14 protein-coding genes and 3 pseudogenes are annotated in these 16,207 nt (G+C 61.8%); 10 read left to right on the top strand and 7 right to left on the bottom strand.

Translation table 11 applies throughout. The features are described from left to right. The 6 genes and pseudogenes from groEL to CQ14_RS14475 form a co-directional block, all read left to right on the top strand. Window positions 1-396, top strand: a pseudogene (groEL, locus tag CQ14_RS46215) (chaperonin GroEL); the annotation flags it as partial. 1 nt (window position 397) lies between these two features. Then, window positions 398-472, top strand: a pseudogene (locus tag CQ14_RS48225) (hypothetical protein); the annotation flags it as partial. Window position 473: 1 nt separating this feature from the next. Beyond that, a pseudogene (locus CQ14_RS46210) lies at window positions 474-857 on the top strand (TCP-1/cpn60 chaperonin family protein); the annotation flags it as partial. A gap of 1 nt (window position 858) precedes the next feature. Further along, the coding region (locus tag CQ14_RS46205; RefSeq protein WP_283807228.1) for a TCP-1/cpn60 chaperonin family protein at window positions 859-1,234 on the top strand (376 nt) is incomplete at its 5' end. A 298-nt stretch (window positions 1,235-1,532) separates the two neighbouring features. Continuing rightward, complete coding sequence (locus tag CQ14_RS14480; protein WP_199805530.1) at window positions 1,533-2,120, top strand: TRAP transporter small permease subunit; 588 nt, start codon at window positions 1,533-1,535, stop codon at window positions 2,118-2,120. 2 nt (window positions 2,121-2,122) lie between these two features. Then, window positions 2,123-3,658, top strand: coding sequence for a TRAP transporter large permease (locus CQ14_RS14475; RefSeq protein WP_057858559.1), 1,536 nt, complete (start codon window positions 2,123-2,125; stop codon window positions 3,656-3,658). Between the two features lie 49 nt (window positions 3,659-3,707). On the opposite strand, the gene CQ14_RS14470 is transcribed toward CQ14_RS14475, so the two are convergent. Both CQ14_RS14470 and CQ14_RS14465 read right to left on the bottom strand, forming a co-directional pair. Then, window positions 3,708-4,823, bottom strand: a complete 1,116-nt coding sequence (locus tag CQ14_RS14470; protein ID WP_082649865.1) for a TRAP transporter substrate-binding protein — start codon at window positions 4,821-4,823, stop codon at window positions 3,708-3,710. Window positions 4,824-4,972: 149 nt separating this feature from the next. After that, window positions 4,973-5,716 (bottom strand): C13 family peptidase, encoded by a 744-nt coding sequence (locus CQ14_RS14465; RefSeq protein WP_245320348.1) that lies wholly within the window; start codon window positions 5,714-5,716, stop codon window positions 4,973-4,975. 376 nt (window positions 5,717-6,092) lie between these two features. Here CQ14_RS14465 and CQ14_RS14460 point away from each other — a divergent pair, with 376 nt between their 5' ends. After that, window positions 6,093-6,608, top strand: a complete 516-nt coding sequence (locus tag CQ14_RS14460) for a DUF992 domain-containing protein (protein WP_057858557.1) — start codon at window positions 6,093-6,095, stop codon at window positions 6,606-6,608. Window positions 6,609-6,706: 98 nt separating this feature from the next. Then, on the top strand, window positions 6,707-6,991 hold the full coding sequence (locus tag CQ14_RS14455) for a hypothetical protein (RefSeq protein WP_057858556.1): 285 nt from the start codon (window positions 6,707-6,709) through the stop codon (window positions 6,989-6,991). 122 nt (window positions 6,992-7,113) lie between these two features. Here the strand turns inward: CQ14_RS14455 and CQ14_RS14450 are convergent, their stop codons facing one another. Continuing rightward, the gene (locus CQ14_RS14450) at window positions 7,114-7,983 is read right to left on the bottom strand and encodes a VOC family protein (RefSeq protein WP_245320347.1); all 870 of its coding nucleotides are present in this window, start codon (window positions 7,981-7,983) and stop codon (window positions 7,114-7,116) included. A 145-nt stretch (window positions 7,984-8,128) separates the two neighbouring features. Then, window positions 8,129-8,428 (bottom strand): hypothetical protein, encoded by a 300-nt coding sequence (locus CQ14_RS43570; RefSeq protein WP_156434984.1) that lies wholly within the window; start codon window positions 8,426-8,428, stop codon window positions 8,129-8,131. Between the two features lie 430 nt (window positions 8,429-8,858). On the opposite strand from CQ14_RS43570, the gene CQ14_RS14440 reads away from it, so the two are divergent. Both CQ14_RS14440 and CQ14_RS14435 read left to right on the top strand, forming a co-directional pair. Next, a complete protein-coding gene (locus CQ14_RS14440; protein ID WP_057858553.1) occupies window positions 8,859-11,105 on the top strand; it encodes a TOMM precursor leader peptide-binding protein in 2,247 nt (748 codons plus the stop codon). 111 nt (window positions 11,106-11,216) lie between these two features. Then, window positions 11,217-12,611: a SagB/ThcOx family dehydrogenase gene (locus tag CQ14_RS14435; protein ID WP_057858552.1), complete on the top strand. Its 1,395-nt coding sequence runs from the start codon at window positions 11,217-11,219 to the stop codon at window positions 12,609-12,611. Between the two features lie 2 nt (window positions 12,612-12,613). Here the strand turns inward: CQ14_RS14435 and CQ14_RS14430 are convergent, their stop codons facing one another. From CQ14_RS14430 to CQ14_RS14420, 3 genes are all read right to left on the bottom strand, one after another. Beyond that, entirely contained in the window at window positions 12,614-13,681 is a 1,068-nt protein-coding gene (locus CQ14_RS14430) for an extracellular solute-binding protein (RefSeq protein WP_057858551.1), read from the bottom strand. Window positions 13,682-13,754: 73 nt separating this feature from the next. Further along, entirely contained in the window at window positions 13,755-14,150 is a 396-nt protein-coding gene (locus CQ14_RS14425; RefSeq protein ID WP_057858550.1) for a RidA family protein, read from the bottom strand. Between the two features lie 518 nt (window positions 14,151-14,668). Next, window positions 14,669-15,598, bottom strand: a complete 930-nt coding sequence (locus tag CQ14_RS14420) for a TAXI family TRAP transporter solute-binding subunit (protein WP_063800355.1) — start codon at window positions 15,596-15,598, stop codon at window positions 14,669-14,671. Between the last annotated feature and the right edge of the window lie 609 nt (window positions 15,599-16,207).

Here is a 16,207-nt window from a genome sequence, read left to right as displayed (position 1 = left end):
ACCTCGAACGAGGAAATCGCCCAGGTTGGCACCATCTCCGCCAACGGCGACTCCGAAATCGGCAAATTCCTTGCCGATGCCATGAAGAAGGTCGGCAACGAGGGCGTCATCACGGTCGAGGAAGCCAAGTCGCTCCAGACCGAGCTTGAAGTCGTCGAAGGCATGCAGTTCGACCGCGGCTACATCTCACCCTACTTCATCACCAACACCGACAAGATGCGCGTTGAGATGGAAGACGCCTATGTCCTGATCAACGAGAAGAAGCTCTCCTCGCTGAACGAGCTGCTGCCGCTGCTGGAAGCGGTGGTGCAGAGCGGCAAGCCGCTTCTGATTATCGCTGAAGACGTCGAAGGCGAAGCGCTCGCCACCCTGGTCGTCAATCGCCTGCGTGGCGGTNCTGAAGGTCGCGGCCGTCAAGGCTCCGGGCTTCGGCGATCGCCGCAAGGCCATGCTGCAGGACATCGCAGTTCTGNCGGCGGTCAGGCGATCTCGGAAGATCTCGGCATCAAGCTCGAGAACGTCACACTGCAGATGCTTGGCCGCGCCAAGAAGGTGATGATCGACAAGGAAAACACCACCATCGTCAGCGGGGCCGGCAAGAAGGCCGACATCGAAGCCCGCGTGGCCCAGATCAAGGCGCAGATCGAGGAAACTACCTCGGATTACGACCGTGAGAAGCTGCAGGAGCGTCTGGCCAAGCTCGCGGGCGGCGTCGCGGTGATCCGCGTCGGTGGCGCGACCGAGGTCGAGGTAAGGGAGCGTAAGGATCGCGTGGATGACGCGATGCATGCGACCCGTGCGGCGGTGGAAGAAGGCATCGTGCCGGGCGGTGGCGTCGCCTTGCTCCGTGCCTCCCTNCAAGGGCCTGCGCACCAAGAACGACGACCAGAAGACCGGCGTCGAGATCGTACGCAAGGCGCTGTCTTGGCCGGCCCGCCAGATCGCGATCAACGCCGGTGAAGACGGTTCCGTCATCCTCGGCAAGATCCTCGAAAAGGACCAGTATGCCTACGGCTTCGACTCGCAGACCGGCGAATATGTCAACCTGATCTCGAAGGGCATCATCGACCCGACCAAGGTCGTTCGCGTGGCGATCCAGAATGCAGCCTCGGTTGCGGCGCTCCTGGTCACCACGGAAGCCATGGTGGCCGAAGTGCCGAAGAAAAACCAAGGCGGCGCCGGTATGCCTCCTGGTAGCGGCGGCATGGGTGGTATGGGTGGCATGGACTTCTAAGTCCAACCATTCAGAGGACAACTGCGAGCGAGCACGTGATGTCGGAGCTTTGGACGCCTCATCCAGACGATCGGCGTTCTGGAAGACCGCGTCCATAATATACCTTCACCAGGTCTTCATGCCCGGCCTTGCGGCTGGATGGCCATCAGCGCTCCTGGGCGGCTGCGACGGCTACCCAGCAGCTGGCGCCGAGATCGCCGCTAAAGTAACATTCCACCGGACCCGCTCGAGGTCGCACTGGATGGTGCGGTCGGTTTTTCACGGGGTCCACGACAGCGCTGCCTCTGAGGGTCAGCTGATGGCCACTGCAATGACCAGTGTCTCGTCGCCGCCAAGGCCGACCCCTCCCCGGGGCTATCTGGCCGTTATCCGCACCATCGACAAGTTCACGGAGTGGACCGGTCATCTCTTCGTGCTCTTCATCATTCCCCTGGTGCTCGCCAACGTCTACGAGGTTTTCGCCCGCTACTTCCTGAAGAGTCCTACCGTCTGGGCGCTCGACGTAACGACCATGTCGTATGCGGCGCTGTTCATGCTGGGATCAGCGCTGGCGCTTCTGAAAGGTGCTCACGTCCGCACCGACATGCTGTGGGAAGGGTTCTCGGACCGGACCAAAGGCATGATCGACAGCCTCGCCTTCATCCTGTTCTTCCTGCCGGCGATGGCCGTGCTGTTCTACATCTCGATCGATGACTTCCTTTACTCGATCTCGATCGACGAGCGCTCGAGCTCCGGGGCCTGGACGCCGATATTGTGGCCGCTGCGCGGGGTTATCCCGCTCACCGCCTTCATGCTGTCCCTGCAGGGCATCTCGGAACTCATGAAGAGCCTGTGGGCATGGCGCACCGGCGAGTTCCTGACCAGGCACGAGAAGATCGAGGTCTGAACATGAGCTATTCGGAGCTCCTCGGCCTCATCATGCTGGTCTGCATGGTAGCCGTCATCTTCATCGGATTCCCGATCTCCTTCACGCTGCTGTTTCTCGCCATCATCTTCGGCGGCTTCGGCCTGGGCTGGGAGCAGACCTTCAACCTGAGCTACCTGCAGATCTGGGGCACGATGAAGGACGAGATCTTTCCGGCCGTGCCGCTGTTTATCTTCATGGGATACATGACCGAGCAGGCCGGGCTGATGGAGCGCCTGTTCGGCGCGATGCGCAGCCTGCTCGCACCGGTCCGCGGCTCGCTCTATCTGGCGGTGATCCTGACGGCGACGATCTTCGCCATGGCGACGGGCATCGTCGGCGCGGCCGTCACGGTGCTCGGAATCATGGCCGCGCCGATGATGATCAAGACCGGCTACGACGCCCGGCTCTCCTCGGGCGCCATCGCTGCCGGCGGCACGCTCGGAATTCTCATTCCGCCAAGCGTCATGCTGGTGGTGATGGGCCCGGTCATGGGCGTTCCGGTCAACCTGCTCTACTCGGCGGCGTTCGGCCCGGGCTTCCTGCTCGCCGGCTGCTACATCGCCTACACGCTTGGCCGAAGCTTCCTTAATCCCAAGCTCGGTCCCGCGATGACGATGGAGGAGCGCGAAACCGCCTACAAGGCGATGACCACCGAAAGGGTGGGAATGCCTGTATTGATCCTGGCGTTTCTCTGCCTCATCGCGATCGTCTATCTGCTCGTCCACCTGCTGCTCGGCGCTAGCGGCGCCCCGTCTCTCCCGGTGACGACGGGCGGGATCAGTGTATCGATTGTGGCGCTGGTGCCGGCGCTGCTGGCGGCGTGGGCGTATGTCCGCAACGCCTATTTCCGTGCTGTCGTGTTGGGCATCGCACCGCTGAGCGCGCTGATCGGCTTTACGCTTGGCACCATTGTCGGCGGCCTGGCAACGCCGACCGAGGCCGCCTCCTGCGGAGCGTTCGGCGCCACCATCCTGGCGCTCGTCTATGGCCGGCTCAGCGTGCAGTCGCTCACCAATGCGGGCATCGGCACGATGGTGACCTCCGCCATGGTGCTGTTCCTGGCAATGGCCTCAACCGTGTTCGGCGCCGTCTTCACCAAGCTCGGCTCGGCCAATCTGATCACCAACTACCTGCTCGCCGTTCCCCTGGGCGACTGGTGGAAGCTCGCTCTCATCATGGCGATCTTCTTCGTGCTCGGATGGCCGTTCGAATGGCCCGTGATCATCCTGGTGTTCCTGCCGATCGCCCTGCCGGTGGTGGAAAAGCTCCAGTTGGGCCTCGGCAAGCTCGACCTCCTGATCTGGTTCGGCACGCTCACCGCCGTCAACATGCAGACCGCTTATCTCAGTCCGCCCGTTGCCATGTCGGCATACTATCTGCGCAACGTCGTGCCGAACTGGAGTCTCGCCACGATCTACAAGGGCATGGCGGACTACATGGTGATCCAGGTGCTTGCGCTCATCCTGCTGCTGCTGTGGCCGCAAATCGCGCTGTGGCTGCCGCATGCGGTGAGATAGCAAGAAGGGCGGCGCTGCCGCCGCCCCTCGATTTGGCACTCCCCTGCTGCTACTTGCCCTCCTTTGGGGGCCAGTAGTAGTCCGCCTGAAAAGCGTAGGGCGGGAACATGAAGCGCTTGGCCGGCACCACCTTGGCGGCATAGGCCTTCTGAGAGTCGTAGACCTTCTTGAAGAACGGATTCTTGGCCGACTCGGCGGCCGCGAATTCATCCCAGGTCTTGAGGAAAGCCTGGTTGATCTCGGGCGGCGTGGTCAGCAGCTTCACGTTGTGCTTCTCCGCAAATTCGGCGATCGCGTCCGCGTTCTGCCGCTGATAACTCGCCCACCAGCGGAGGAACGTTTCCGAAAGCGCCGACTTGATGGCTTCCCTGTTCTGGGCCGGCAGGCTGTCCCACACGTCCTTGTTGATGGCGATCTCGGCCACCGATGCACTCTCGTGCATGCCGGGCGTGTAGTGGTACTTCCACACGGTGTGCAGCCCGAGCCGCTGATCCTCAATGCCGCCGACCCACTCGGCACAGTCGATGGTGCCGCGCTCGGCGGCGGGCAGGATCTCGCCGCCCGGCATGTTGACCACCGCCATGCCCATCTTGGAATAGAGTTCGGCGACGATGCCGGTCTGTCGGCACTTCATGCCGCGGAAGTCGTTGAGGTCCTTGATCGGGCGCTTGAACCAGCCGAGCGCCTGCGGGCTTGGCGGTATGCCGGGGAACGCGACCAGGTTGAGCTTGAGCTCCTTCTGGTAGAACTCGTTCCACAGATCGAGGCCGCCGCCCTCGTAGACCCAGCCGATGAAGTCGACAGGATCCATACCGGCAATGCCGGCAGGCGTATTGGCGAACAGCGTCGCAGCCTTGTTCTTGCCGAACCACCAGTAGGAAATGCCCCAGGCGCCGTCGATCACCTTCTTGTGCGTTGCGTCGAGGATCTCGAACGGCGGGACGATCGCGCCGCCCGGCAGCGCCTCGATCTTGAGCTGGCCTGCCGTCAACTTGTCCACCCGGTCAGCGAGGAACTTCAAGGCGTCCTGCGTCGTGGACGACGGGGGCACTGCCGACTGGACCTTTAGGGTTCGAGGCTGCTGGGCATGCGCCGTAGCGGCGAACGCCAATGTGACAGTGACAGCTGCAACCAGTGCCGTCGCCGCAAGCGAACTGATTTTCATTGTCTACCTCCTCTCTATCGTTGGGTATCTACCTCCCTCTAACAGTGTGCAGGCGAGCCAACGGGGCGCCGCCGGCGAGCAATCCTATCGCAGATGGGGTGGCTTGGCTGCACATCTTAGTGCGCCCCAACAGCTCGTTGGCCGGTCGCTCAACGACGCGCAACGAGCAACGGCTGTACGTTTTCGCCGCCTGACATCAGCGGATTTGACGGCTCGAAGCGCTCGCGCAGTTCTCGCTTCCTGACGAGCGCGCGCGCCACGACAAAAGCGTCCTTCAGGGTATTGGCCTGCCGGAGTGCGACATTGAAGAAAGCATCTCCAAAATAGGTCCACTTGGCTTTGTCCTCACAGCCGAATGACGAATGGTCGGCATCGGCCGCCGTGATGACGAGCGTATCGGGGTTCGCGAGACGAGGAACGAAGACCCCGGAATAGCAGGCCGAGATGACCACCACCTTGTATCGCATGCCGGTACGCGCCAGCATGCCGGCGAGATTGGACGGCGTCAGCGTTTGCTCAAGCCGGCCCGCTTTGACTGCGAGGCCTGCCTGCGAGCCATGCGAGGTCAGGATCAAAAGCAGAATGTCATTCTCGGCGTCCATCCCATTGGCCGCCGCCTGCAAGGACGTGGCCAGGCCTTCAATCGTTGCAGCTCCGCCTTTCTTCGAATTGTATTGCACGCGGATCGGGCCGCCTCCGAAGCGGCCCGCTACGACCTGTGCTGCGCCGGTCGCCTCGCTTCTGAACACGCCCTGATCGCCGAAAAGGCCGAAGGACACCACGCTCACCCTGCGCGCATCCTCGGCGGCGTGCACCAGCGAAACCGACGGCGCAACGGTTACAACAAGAGCGACGAGCAGCGCGCTGAGCTGGTTCATCCAGCGTGGGTACACGGCTTCATCTCCTACTCAGCCTCCCGCTCCAAGACGCAGCCGATCTGGATCGGGGCACGTCGGTGCCCCCGTCCATCCATGTGCGACAACCATGGGAACGTGCGTCAGGCCGAGCAGTTTACCCGCGGCCAATCGGCCGTGGCCAGCTAGAACCAAGCCGTCATCGCCGCTAGGACCGGCATAGCTAGCCCATTGAAGATGCCACGATTTGCTCGGCTGCAAGCGATCGATGGACCATGTTTCCACGCCCGCGACCAGCACGTCCATGATCTACCGCCCGTAAGGCCGTTATGGCGGAACGGAACTGGAACGGGAACATCGCAATGTCGCCGCGCGTTGAGGGGGTCCATCCGAACACGTCGATGGAGGAATCCCCATGACCAAAGCAACGTTGAATAGCCTCGCAACCACCTGCGTCGCCCTGGCACTTGGCCTTGCCGTGGCTCCGGCCGCGGCTCAGGACGCCAGCCGGACAAGGGTCGGCACGCTCACCTGCAACATATCGCCCGGTGTCGGCCTCGTTGTCGGGGGACAGCGGCAACTGAACTGCATCTATGCCTCAGCGCGAGGCAGGGCGCGCGAAGCCTATCAAGGCACCGTCAGCACGCTTGGCCTCGACGTCGGTACCACGACCGGCGGCCAGATGGCCTGGGCGGTTTTTGCGCCTGCCACGCTTCCCCGGGGGGCATTGGCGGGAACCCATACGGGTGCGACCGCCGGCGGCACAGTCGGCGCCGGAGCCAGCGCCAACGTCCTGGTTGGCGGCCCGGACCGCAGGATCATCATGCAGCCGGCAGCCATGCAGGGGCAGACGGGCGTGAATGTTGCCGCAGGCGTATCCACGCTGGAGTTGCGGCCAGCTGCTGCGCCGGCACGTCGCACCGCGCAGTGACGGTCATCACGTGTGGACTAGTCGGCGGCATGCCGCCGCCGACTGGCCGTTATCCCGCGCGAACCACGTCATCGGGCGTCTCGGACGGAGGCTGACAGATGTGGAATTCGCTGACGAGATTGGCAATCGAAGCGAACACCGTCATCGCTCTGCGGATGATGAAGCTTACGCTCAGCGGAAAAAGGGCGGCGCGGCGCGAAGCCCGACTGATGGTGAACGAAAAGATCGATGCGGCGCTCAAAGCGTCCAGGAGCCTGATCGGCGGCGCTTCAGCCAAGGAGATAATCGATCAATACCGTAGGCGCGTGACCGCCAACGCCAACCGGCTAGGCAAGACCGGATCTCACTGGACGGCAAAGAAAATACGTCGTCGCCGTAAGTAGCTCTGTCGCACCGACGCCGAGAACGCAGCCCACAGATCTTGCGCCGATGATGGGCTTCGCTCTACCCACCCTACATTCCACAACCTTCCGATCAGGTCGACGACCAGCGAAACGTCCCAGTCCTAGCGCTTCGGCTTTGGAAGCACCATCCTGCCCTGTGAGGCAATGTCCCCCCATTTGGCGGACCAACTGACTTCCGAGCCGGCGGGTCGTTCGGCATCTCTCTCACCTCGGAGACCCTGCAGTGCAAACAGGGCGCCCTGGGGATCGACACATCGCGCGATCCAGCAACCTTCGAGCAATTCAATCGGCCCCTGAAGAACGCGGCCTCCGCCGGCATTGACGCGCTTGGCGGCCGCGCCGATGTCGTCCACATTGAAGTAATAGAGCCAACACGGATGCGACACGCTCGGAAGCTTGGTGAGCATGCCACCCATCGTCTGCCCGGCCGCCGAAAACAATTGATACCAATCTGCCGATTCGGTTTCACCTTGGGCCTTCTGCCAGCCAAAAAGATCACCGTAAAAATCAAAGATCTTGTTCCGGTCTTCGGCCAGCAACTCGTGCCAGCCCACGCGCCCCAGTTCGTCCAGCCCGCCGGGTTGCGTTTGGCCATATGTCAGTCCGCTGACCAGTGCAAAAGTGGTCCTTTGCGGGTCGGCGACCACTGAAACCCGGCCGATATTGCTGTCCGTCGGCGGCAGCAAGACAGCGCCTCCACGATGCCTGATCTGTGTGGCCGTCGCATCCATGTCATCGACTGCGATGTAACCGACCCATCTCGGCGTTGCCCCCAACCGCCGTCCCTCTTCCGGGAGATCCATCAGCCCGCCTACCGGTACGTCGCCGGCGGTGAACACCGTGTAGGCCAGTTCCGGCGTCGAGGCGTCCTTCGCTCCCCAACCGACGACCTCGCCATAAAAGGCGCCTGCTGCCGCAGCGTCCGTGGTCAGGAGCTCATACCAGGCGAAGCGTCCGGGTTGATCGACCAAGCCAGTTTCTCCGCTCAAAGCCTGGAGACGGTTGTGCGCTGCATCAAGCCGCACTCATTGCAGTCTACGCAACAGGCCGTCGTTGCACTTGATGAAAATGTGGCGACAACGTTCATCAACATGAATGCTATCTGAACGAGCGTCATTACATTTTCGTGTGAATCTTGCCTGCCTTATTTGCCCAGCGTAGCATCGCCTTCACGGAGATCCTTCCTGCAACATTGGAGGATGCGACCATGCCGCGGGTGAAGCAAGCTTCGACAAAGAAGCGAGTAACCAGAACCGCCGTACCGGCGTTAGGCGCCGCCGGATTAACTTTTTCGCTAGCAGGAGGCGCATCGGCATCGGCCGTGCCGACCGGTGACGTGCAACAGGGGCGGAATTTCGCTCCTGGCATGATGGTCACGTTCGGCGAAGAGGAAATTGCCGACGTCAGCCTCGCCACCTTCCGTCTCTTCGACGACGAAGAAAATGTGCTTGCCGGCGTGCAGCTAGCCCGGGGATGCGGTGGCTGCCGCGGATGTGGTGGATGCGGCGGCTTCCGCGGATGCGGTGGTTGTCGCGGCTGCGGAGGCTGTGGATGCAGAGCCTGCCGATGCGGCTTCGGCTGTGGCGGCTGCGGTGGCTGCGGCATTGGTTGGATTGGCGTGGGCGTGCCGTGGGTAGCCTGTGCAGGTTGCTGTGCATCCTGGGGCCGGTGCCGCTGGTGCTAACAAACGACGCTTTCTGATTGTGTATCGACACGCCACGATTTCATTGGCCGGGCTCGCGATCGACCCGGCCAATTTCTTGTTTTCGCAAGCCCCGCCGGACAATAGTTCGCTGCTGCTCTGGCGATCTGAAATGACAGGCAACAAAACCCGCGTGCTGACCCCATGACAGCCAATCGCAAGAGCCGCGTTGCGAGCAAGACCCGCAAGGACATCTTGCGATTTTCGCCGAACTTCACCGTCTATGTGCTTCCTCCCGATGTGGTCTGCCTCTATTCGGAGGATCGCAAGTTCTTCCTGCACGGCGATCTGTATTGCGCGGTGGCCACGGCGATCGGGAAAAATGGAAAGGCTCCGCCAGAGATCGTTCGGCAGCTTTCGAAGAGCTTTCCGCCCGACAAGATAGAGGAAGCGATCAAGCGGCTGCTCGATCGCCGATACATCGTTGCAGGAGCGTCGCACGCATTCGATGGCGCCGTGGCTGGATATTGGGCGAGCCTCGGCCTGCCGATCGAGGTCGCGGAGCAGAATCTCCGCAATTGCCCCGTGCGCGTCGAGGCGATCGATGTCAAAGGCGCCAAAGAACTTGCCGCGGCCTTGAGCGAGCTCGGCGTTCAGATCGCCAAGCGTTCGCCCAAACTCACGATCACGTTGGTGAACGACTATCTTGACCGGCGGCTGGCCGAGATGAACCGGGAGCGTGCGGCCGACAAGACGCCCTGGCTGCTGGTGCAGCCATCCGGCGTGTTTCCGCTGGTGGGGCCCGTGTTCAAACCGGGCGAGAGCGCCTGCTGGAACTGTCTGTTCGATCGCATGATCCGCAACCGGGAGATCAAGGGGTTTCTCGACCGTGGGCCGGCGCAGCCGATTGCCGTATCGCCGCTGGTCCAGGACAGTGTTGGACAGACCGCAATCCACTTCGCTGCCGTCGAAATCGCGAAAGCGATTGCCTCAGGCTTTCGCACCGATCTGCGCGATCACATTGCGAGCCTCGATCTGACGGGTGCGGTCGTCGCCAAGCACTTTGTCGCGCGGCGCCCGCAATGTCAGACCTGCGGGAGCAAGAAGCTGCAGAGTCCACGCCGGGCGGCGACATCAATCGAGATCGCCGAAGGCAGCCAGCTCATCATGACGAGCGGTGGATATCGCACCGTAAGCTCTCGGACGACTGTGGCGCGCTTCCGCAAGCATGTAAGCCCGCTCACCGGCGTGGTGACGCGGCTCGAGCGGATCGAGGTCGATCTGCCGATGAACACCAATTTTTTCGCCTACCACAATTTCTCTGCGCCAGCCCATAGCGTCGATCAGCTCAGGTCCGGACTGAGCGGCGGCAGCTTCGGCAAGGGCTCTACCGCCGAGCAGGGCGAGGCCAGCGCGCTGATGGAGGCGATCGAGCGCTATTCCGGGATTTTCCAGGGCGACGAGATCAGGACGGCGCGCCGCTTCACTGACTTCGCTCCCGGCGACGCCTTTCACCCCAATGACGTCCAGCTTTTCAGCGAAACGCAGTTTCAAAACCGGCATGCCCAGCAGCCGGACGATTCACACCCGGTTCCCGAGCCGCTCGATCCCTCGATGAGGACCGAGTGGTCGCCGGTCTGGTCGTTGCGCGACAAGCGTTTCAAGTACCTCCCGACCGGCCTGCTCTACTTCTTCTATGGCGGCTTCCATACGGACTCCAACGGTTGCGCGGCCGGCAACACCCGCGAGGAAGCCATCGTTCAGGGCTTCCTCGAACTGATCGAACGCGATGCCTACGCCATCTGGTGGTACAATCAGGTGCAGCGCGCCGAGGTCAACCTCAAACAATTCGACGATTCCTATGTCCGGGATCTGCAGGCCCAGTTTGCCGATGCCGGGCGCCGTCTGTGGGTGCTCGATGTCACCAGCGATCTCGGCATTCCTACTTACGTGGCGGTCATGCACTGGATGCAGAACGGCCACGAAAATATCGAATTCGGTTCCGGCGCGCATTTCGACCGTCGCATCGCCCTGCTGCGCTCGCTCACCGAGCTGACCCAGTTCATGTCGATTGGCATGATGGGCGGCGGAAGCGGTGAGAAGCCGACGCTGGACGGCGTCAAGCCGTTGCGGCTGGAAGATTATCCGTTCCTGATCCCGAGCGACAAGCCGATCGTTCCGCCGGCTCCCGACCTTCGGGTTCACGACAATACGCGCGATCAGGTGAATGCCTGTGTCGAGATCGCTACCCGGGCGGGTTACGATTTCCTCGTGCTCGACCAGACGCGGCCCGACGTTGAGGTCCCCGTCGTTCGCGTGCTCGTCCCGGGGCTGCGGCATTTCTATCGCCGCTTCGCACCGGGCCGGCTTTACGATGTTCCCGTGAAGCTTGGACTGTTGGATCGCCCGCGGCTGGAAAGCGAACTTACTCCGTTCCTGCCGCACACCTGAAAGGGAAGTCTTTTGAAAGGCAGGTCTTTCGTGCGCGCTGTCAGGAAAAAGCCGACCAGGAAGATCGCCCCTGTCATCGCCATCAGATTGAACCGTCACCTCTCCCTTCAGATGCAGGCGGACGGAAGCATTGCCACCTCCGTGGACGGCTATCTTGTCAATCTGGGGCACCTCAGCCCGGCCGCAATGGACCGTGCGCGCAGTCTGACCGATGGCCTGCCGCTCGCCTCCTTTGCCGGCAAGAGCGCCATCGCGAGGGAGGTCGACCTCCTGGTGCGTCGATTGGCGCGGCACGGACTTGTCGAATACCGCCTGTCCCTTCCGCGTGACGAGCAGGATCTCGTGGTGATCGAGCCCCAGACCCCAGAATACTGGCCGCAACGCGCAAAGCTCGGCGAGAGCGACACCGTCGTGCTGTCGCGCTTTGCCTATCTGCGCCGGCGCGGCAACGAAATGGTGCTGGAATCGCCGCGCGCCGCCGCGCTGTTTCGAATTGGTGATCCCGCCATCGCCGCCACCCTCGCCACGCTATCGCGGCCCGAGAGGATCAGCAGGCTTCGCCGACACGCGGCGGCCTTCAACCTCGATCTGCTCGAACTGCTGGTGGATAGCCAGTTCCTGTTCAAGCTCGATGCGAAGAGCGGCGACGGCCTTCGCGCGAATGAGGGCGATGGCAATCTCGTTCTCTGGGATTTCCATGATCTCGTGTTCCACACGCGGAGTACGGAGGGCCGCCATGCCAATCCGGTTGGCAGCACCTTCGCCTATGCCGGCGTCGTTTCCCTGCCGCCTGCGGTGCGCCCGCCCTGGCCCGGCGAGAAGATCGACCTGCGCAAATTCTCCGCCTCGGATCCGGTCTCGCCCTTCGCCGGGCTGTTGCGCGAACGCCATTCAGTCCGGGATTTCGATGACGAGCACCCGATCACGCTCGCCGAGCTCGCGCAGTTCCTGGGCAGCGCGGCCCAAGTCCTGTCGGAATGGAAAAGCGGCGCGAATTTCGAAGGCGGTCCCGAGATCACCTACAGCTCAAGGCCCTATCCGTCGGCGGGCAGCGCATACGAACTGGAACTGTATCTGGCGGTCTCGAACTGCGAGGGGCTTGCACGCGGACTGTACCACTACGACGCGGGCAGCCACGCACTGGTGGCGATCGAGGTCCCCGCACAACAGCTCCAGGCGCTTTCAGCGGCGGCCGAGTTTGCCATGGACGCATCCGGACCGCCGCAGGTCCTGATCACGATATCCGCGCGTTTTGGGCGAATCTCCTGGAAATACAGCTCAATCGCATACTCGCTTATCCTGAAGAATGTCGGCAGCCTGGTCCAGACGTTCTACCTGGCCGCGACCGATATGGGCCTTGGCGGCTGCGCCATCGGCACTGGCAATATCGATCTGTTTGCAAAAATGACGGGGCTCGAATTCCATGTAGAGGGCCCGGTCGGTCAATTCGCGCTGGGACGCGGCAAGAACGCGAATTCGATGAAGCCGCCGGCGCACGGCCGATGATCTCACACGCCGAACAGTTTCGTGTACCGCGCCTTGATCTCCTCGCTCTGCGCCTGCACCTGGGCGGGATCGGCCTTGAGCAGCTTCAGGTCCGCCAGCGGAACGTGCTCGCCCTTCTCCTTGACCTGCGCGTGGAATGAGCGGTGGGCGAAGACGTCGACCAGCATCTGCTGGGTCTCCGCACTGAAGAAGAAGTTTTGGAACAGTTTTGCCGCGTTCGGATTGGGCGCGCCGCGAAAAACTCCTGACGGCACGATGATCAGCGGCGAGCCTTCCGCGGGATAGACCACTTCGACCGGTTTGCCCTGATCCTTCAGCAGCACCAGATTGTAGTCGTTGCCGTCGGCCATGACGGCGCGCTCGCCGAGCAGGATCTTCTTGGGCGGATCGGCGGCCGACTGCACCTGCATGATCTTCTGCCGTGCAAGCTTTTCCAGATACAGCCAGCCGAAATCGCGCGCCAGCAGGAAGGTGGTCGTCAGGATAGCGCCGCTGTAGCCGGGATGGGCCTTGACCATCTTGCCCGTCCATTTGGGATCAAGCAGGTCGGCATAGCTCTTCGGCGCCTCTTCGCGCCTGACCAGGCTGGTGTCGTAGCCGATTGCTTCGGTCCAGGCGCAGGCCGTTGCGTACATGCCGTCCGGGTCGATCTGGTCGGCCGGAAAATGCCGGACAACGTCGCCGGGAAGGTAGGGCGCCAGCCAATCGTGCTTCTTCCATTCGAGGTAATGCGCGGGATCGGTCGAATTGGCGACGTCCACGGCGCGGATGCCGCTGCCCTGCTCCTGCGCGATGCGCTGGAAAATCCGCTCTGCGCCGGATCGTTCGACGCGCACCGAAATGCCCGGATACTTGGCTTCGAACGCCCGCGCCAGCCGTTCGGCGGTGTTGAGTTCAAGTGCCGAATAAAACGACAGCTTGCCCTCTTTCTTCGCCGCCTCGATCAGGGCCGGCGTTACCTCCGTCGCCGGCGGCGGCGCGGCCTTCAGCGGCTCGGCAAACAGCAAACCCGCCGCCGAAGCTGCCGACGCCTTGAGCAGGTCGCGTCTTGTCCATCGTCGGTCCCGCATCGCATCCTCCCGTTTTGCCGCGGCCTGTTTTTCGGCCGCTTGGTTCGTGGGCTTGCAAGCCTTCAGCGCCGGATCATAGCTCCCTCGTCACCGCCGTGAGGTTCATCGTCAACAATGCGCCGGCCTTGGGAAGCTCCTGGACGCCGATGACCGTTCGCGCCGGCCGGCGGTCGCCCATGATCTCGACATAGGCTGCGTTCATCGTCTCGAAGTCGGACATGCGCAGCAGGAAAATGTTGATGTGCGTGACATGGCTGAGATCGGATCCGACCGCCTCGAGCATCACGGTGAACGATTTCAGGATTTGCCGTGTCTGGGCGGCGACGTCGCCGGCCAGTTGCCCGGTTGCCGGATCGACGCCGGCCGTTCCGCCGATCGTGATGTGTTCGCCCACCTTGGCGATGTGGCTGTAAGGGCCGATCGGTGTCGGCGTGTTCGGCGGTGTGAGCGTCTCGACGCGAGATTTCATGTGCCTGCCCTGTCATGGCTTCTTCGGTCCATAGGATGGGAGCGAAAGCGATACCCATCATCTCGGACCTTGATACCACGATGGGCTTCGCTTCGCTCTCCCCATCCCGCGCTATCGTCTCCGGTCTTGTACAAGCGCGACCACGAGCGATGCCACCAGAACAAAAGCAACGATGATGGCAAACACTTCAAAGTGTCCCATAGCGCCGATCCCTGTCAGGTCCGCCACCCGCCTAATGTTAACTCATCGGAAGCATCGACCCGTGCGACAATTCGCATCGTAGGCCGCAATGACGCACCCTCGGAAAATCACCTTCGGAGAAATGCGCGCGGGCGGCGTCAGCGATGTGCTGGTGTATTGCTGCGATCGCAAATGCGCGCGCCGCAAACCGCCGCGCCAAGCGATGCGGGAATGTTGAGGATAAAGCGATTCGGAAGCGAACGGACGTCCAGAAGCTTGGGCGCCGGGACGGCCGATCACCAAAAGAGGCAGAAGATGCGCGAGGACAGCCGTCAAGGCTAGCGCACGATCTTGATATTCGGGCCCTTGGGTTTGGGCTGCGGCTGCTCCTGCGTTGCCGCCACACATTCATATTGCGGCCACTTCGGCAGTCGCTCGTCGAGATTGACTTCGCGCCATTTCGGATGGCCGTTCACATCCAGCCAACCTTTGTTCTCACGGATGATTTGGGCCACTTTGGCCACGTTTTGGCACTGCTCGCCGGCGTAGCTAAACGTTATCAGAACGGCCTTGACCGCGACCGTTTTCACCTCGGATTCCTGCCATTTGTACGTGCCCGCCGGGATGACTGTCGTCACATAGCTGTCGAGGGCTTTGTCGTCCACGGCGATGAGCTGGAATTTATCGTCGACCGTCGTGTTCTCCGAAAACAGCGTTGCCGGCGCGCCGGCCACATAGAACATCGCGTCAATTTCGCCCTTGCGCAGCGCATCCAGCGCTTCCTTCCCTCCGAGAAATACCTCTTTCGAAGGCGTGACCCCCGTCTGGAAGAAAATCGTCTTCGCGGTCAGGTACGTGCCGCTTCGTTGAGGACCAATCGCAACGCGTTTGCCGTGCAGGTCGTTCAGCGTTTTCAGGGAGAGATCGCCGAGGATATGGACCTCCTCCTTGTAAAGCGGATAAACGGCAGCAAGCTTCGCGGCGATGGCTTTCAGTTCATTGTCGTCAGAAATGTCGCGGATATAATCAAGCACGTCCGACTGCACGATACCGAGTTGGACGCCGCGTTTCCTGCGAACGTCGAATACGTTCTGAATAGAGCCGGCCGATTCAAGAACCTGCAACGAAATGCGGCTCGGTTCGGCGATCTTCTTGATGTCCTCGCCAATCTTGATGTAGGTGCCGGTTACACCGCCTGTGACAATTCCCATCTGCGGCCCAGACGAGAGGGACATAGCAAGCACAACGGCCAAAACGGGAAGCTTCATCACTTACAACCTTGCGTTATAACCATGTCACAAATCGCGTATTAGGGTGGCGCGCCACGCGCACGTTCAGGTTTCCAATGTGGAACTTTGCTCGCCTGGCCGGCGAGCCTGGATCAATGAACCCCGGGCGGCGTCGGGATATTCCCGCGTTTGTTATTCGTTTTTTTTCGTTCATCAGCTCGATCACGCGTTTCAGAACGCGACGGATGACGTCGGCCGGATACGGGAACCTGTAAACTGACGGCCGCGTGACGTAGTTACGGCGATTTCAGGGGAGATCGTTGTGGCGGATCTGGTGAGATAATTGCGGCGAGTCTAGGGCGTAACGACAGGAAAAGTCTACCTCCGGCTGTCTCTACCTCCGGCTGTCCAATGTTCCGTCGAACCGGACTCTACTGCCGTTATATACAGATCGAAATGACGCAAATCCCGCGAAAACGGTCATGCGGCGAACAGGAACCGTAGGCTGGGCAAAGCTTCGTAGGCTGGGCAAAGCGTAAGCGTGCCCACCGTCAAGCAGCACGAGCGGTGATAGATGGTAGGCACGTCGCTAGCGCTCCTTTGCCCACCCTTGTAATAGCGCAATCGGTTATCGTCAGAACGTTCCGA

Source organism: Bradyrhizobium lablabi (assembly GCF_001440475.1).
GTDB lineage: Bacteria > Pseudomonadota > Alphaproteobacteria > Rhizobiales > Xanthobacteraceae > Bradyrhizobium > Bradyrhizobium lablabi.
The sequence above is the reverse complement of the archived record's forward strand: the minus strand, read 5'-3'. Positions and strand labels throughout refer to the sequence as shown.

What these genes read in the sequence shown, in the direction of transcription:
- CQ14_RS14420 (WP_063800355.1), bottom strand. Translation starts at nt 15,598, where the DNA reads ATGAAGCTTCCCGTTTTGGCCGTTGTGCTTGCTATGTCCCTCTCGTCT.
- CQ14_RS14455 (WP_057858556.1), top strand. Translation starts at nt 6,707, where the DNA reads ATGTGGAATTCGCTGACGAGATTGGCAATCGAAGCGAACACCGTCATC.
- CQ14_RS14460 (WP_057858557.1), top strand. Translation starts at nt 6,093, where the DNA reads ATGACCAAAGCAACGTTGAATAGCCTCGCAACCACCTGCGTCGCCCTG.
- CQ14_RS14475 (WP_057858559.1), top strand. Translation starts at nt 2,123, where the DNA reads ATGAGCTATTCGGAGCTCCTCGGCCTCATCATGCTGGTCTGCATGGTA.
- CQ14_RS14470 (WP_082649865.1), bottom strand. Translation starts at nt 4,823, where the DNA reads ATGAAAATCAGTTCGCTTGCGGCGACGGCACTGGTTGCAGCTGTCACT.
- CQ14_RS14430 (WP_057858551.1), bottom strand. Translation starts at nt 13,681, where the DNA reads ATGCGGGACCGACGATGGACAAGACGCGACCTGCTCAAGGCGTCGGCA.
- CQ14_RS14435 (WP_057858552.1), top strand. Translation starts at nt 11,217, where the DNA reads ATGCAGGCGGACGGAAGCATTGCCACCTCCGTGGACGGCTATCTTGTC.
- CQ14_RS14480 (WP_199805530.1), top strand. Translation starts at nt 1,533, where the DNA reads ATGGCCACTGCAATGACCAGTGTCTCGTCGCCGCCAAGGCCGACCCCT.
- CQ14_RS14425 (WP_057858550.1), bottom strand. Translation starts at nt 14,150, where the DNA reads ATGAAATCTCGCGTCGAGACGCTCACACCGCCGAACACGCCGACACCG.
- CQ14_RS14440 (WP_057858553.1), top strand. Translation starts at nt 8,859, where the DNA reads ATGACAGCCAATCGCAAGAGCCGCGTTGCGAGCAAGACCCGCAAGGAC.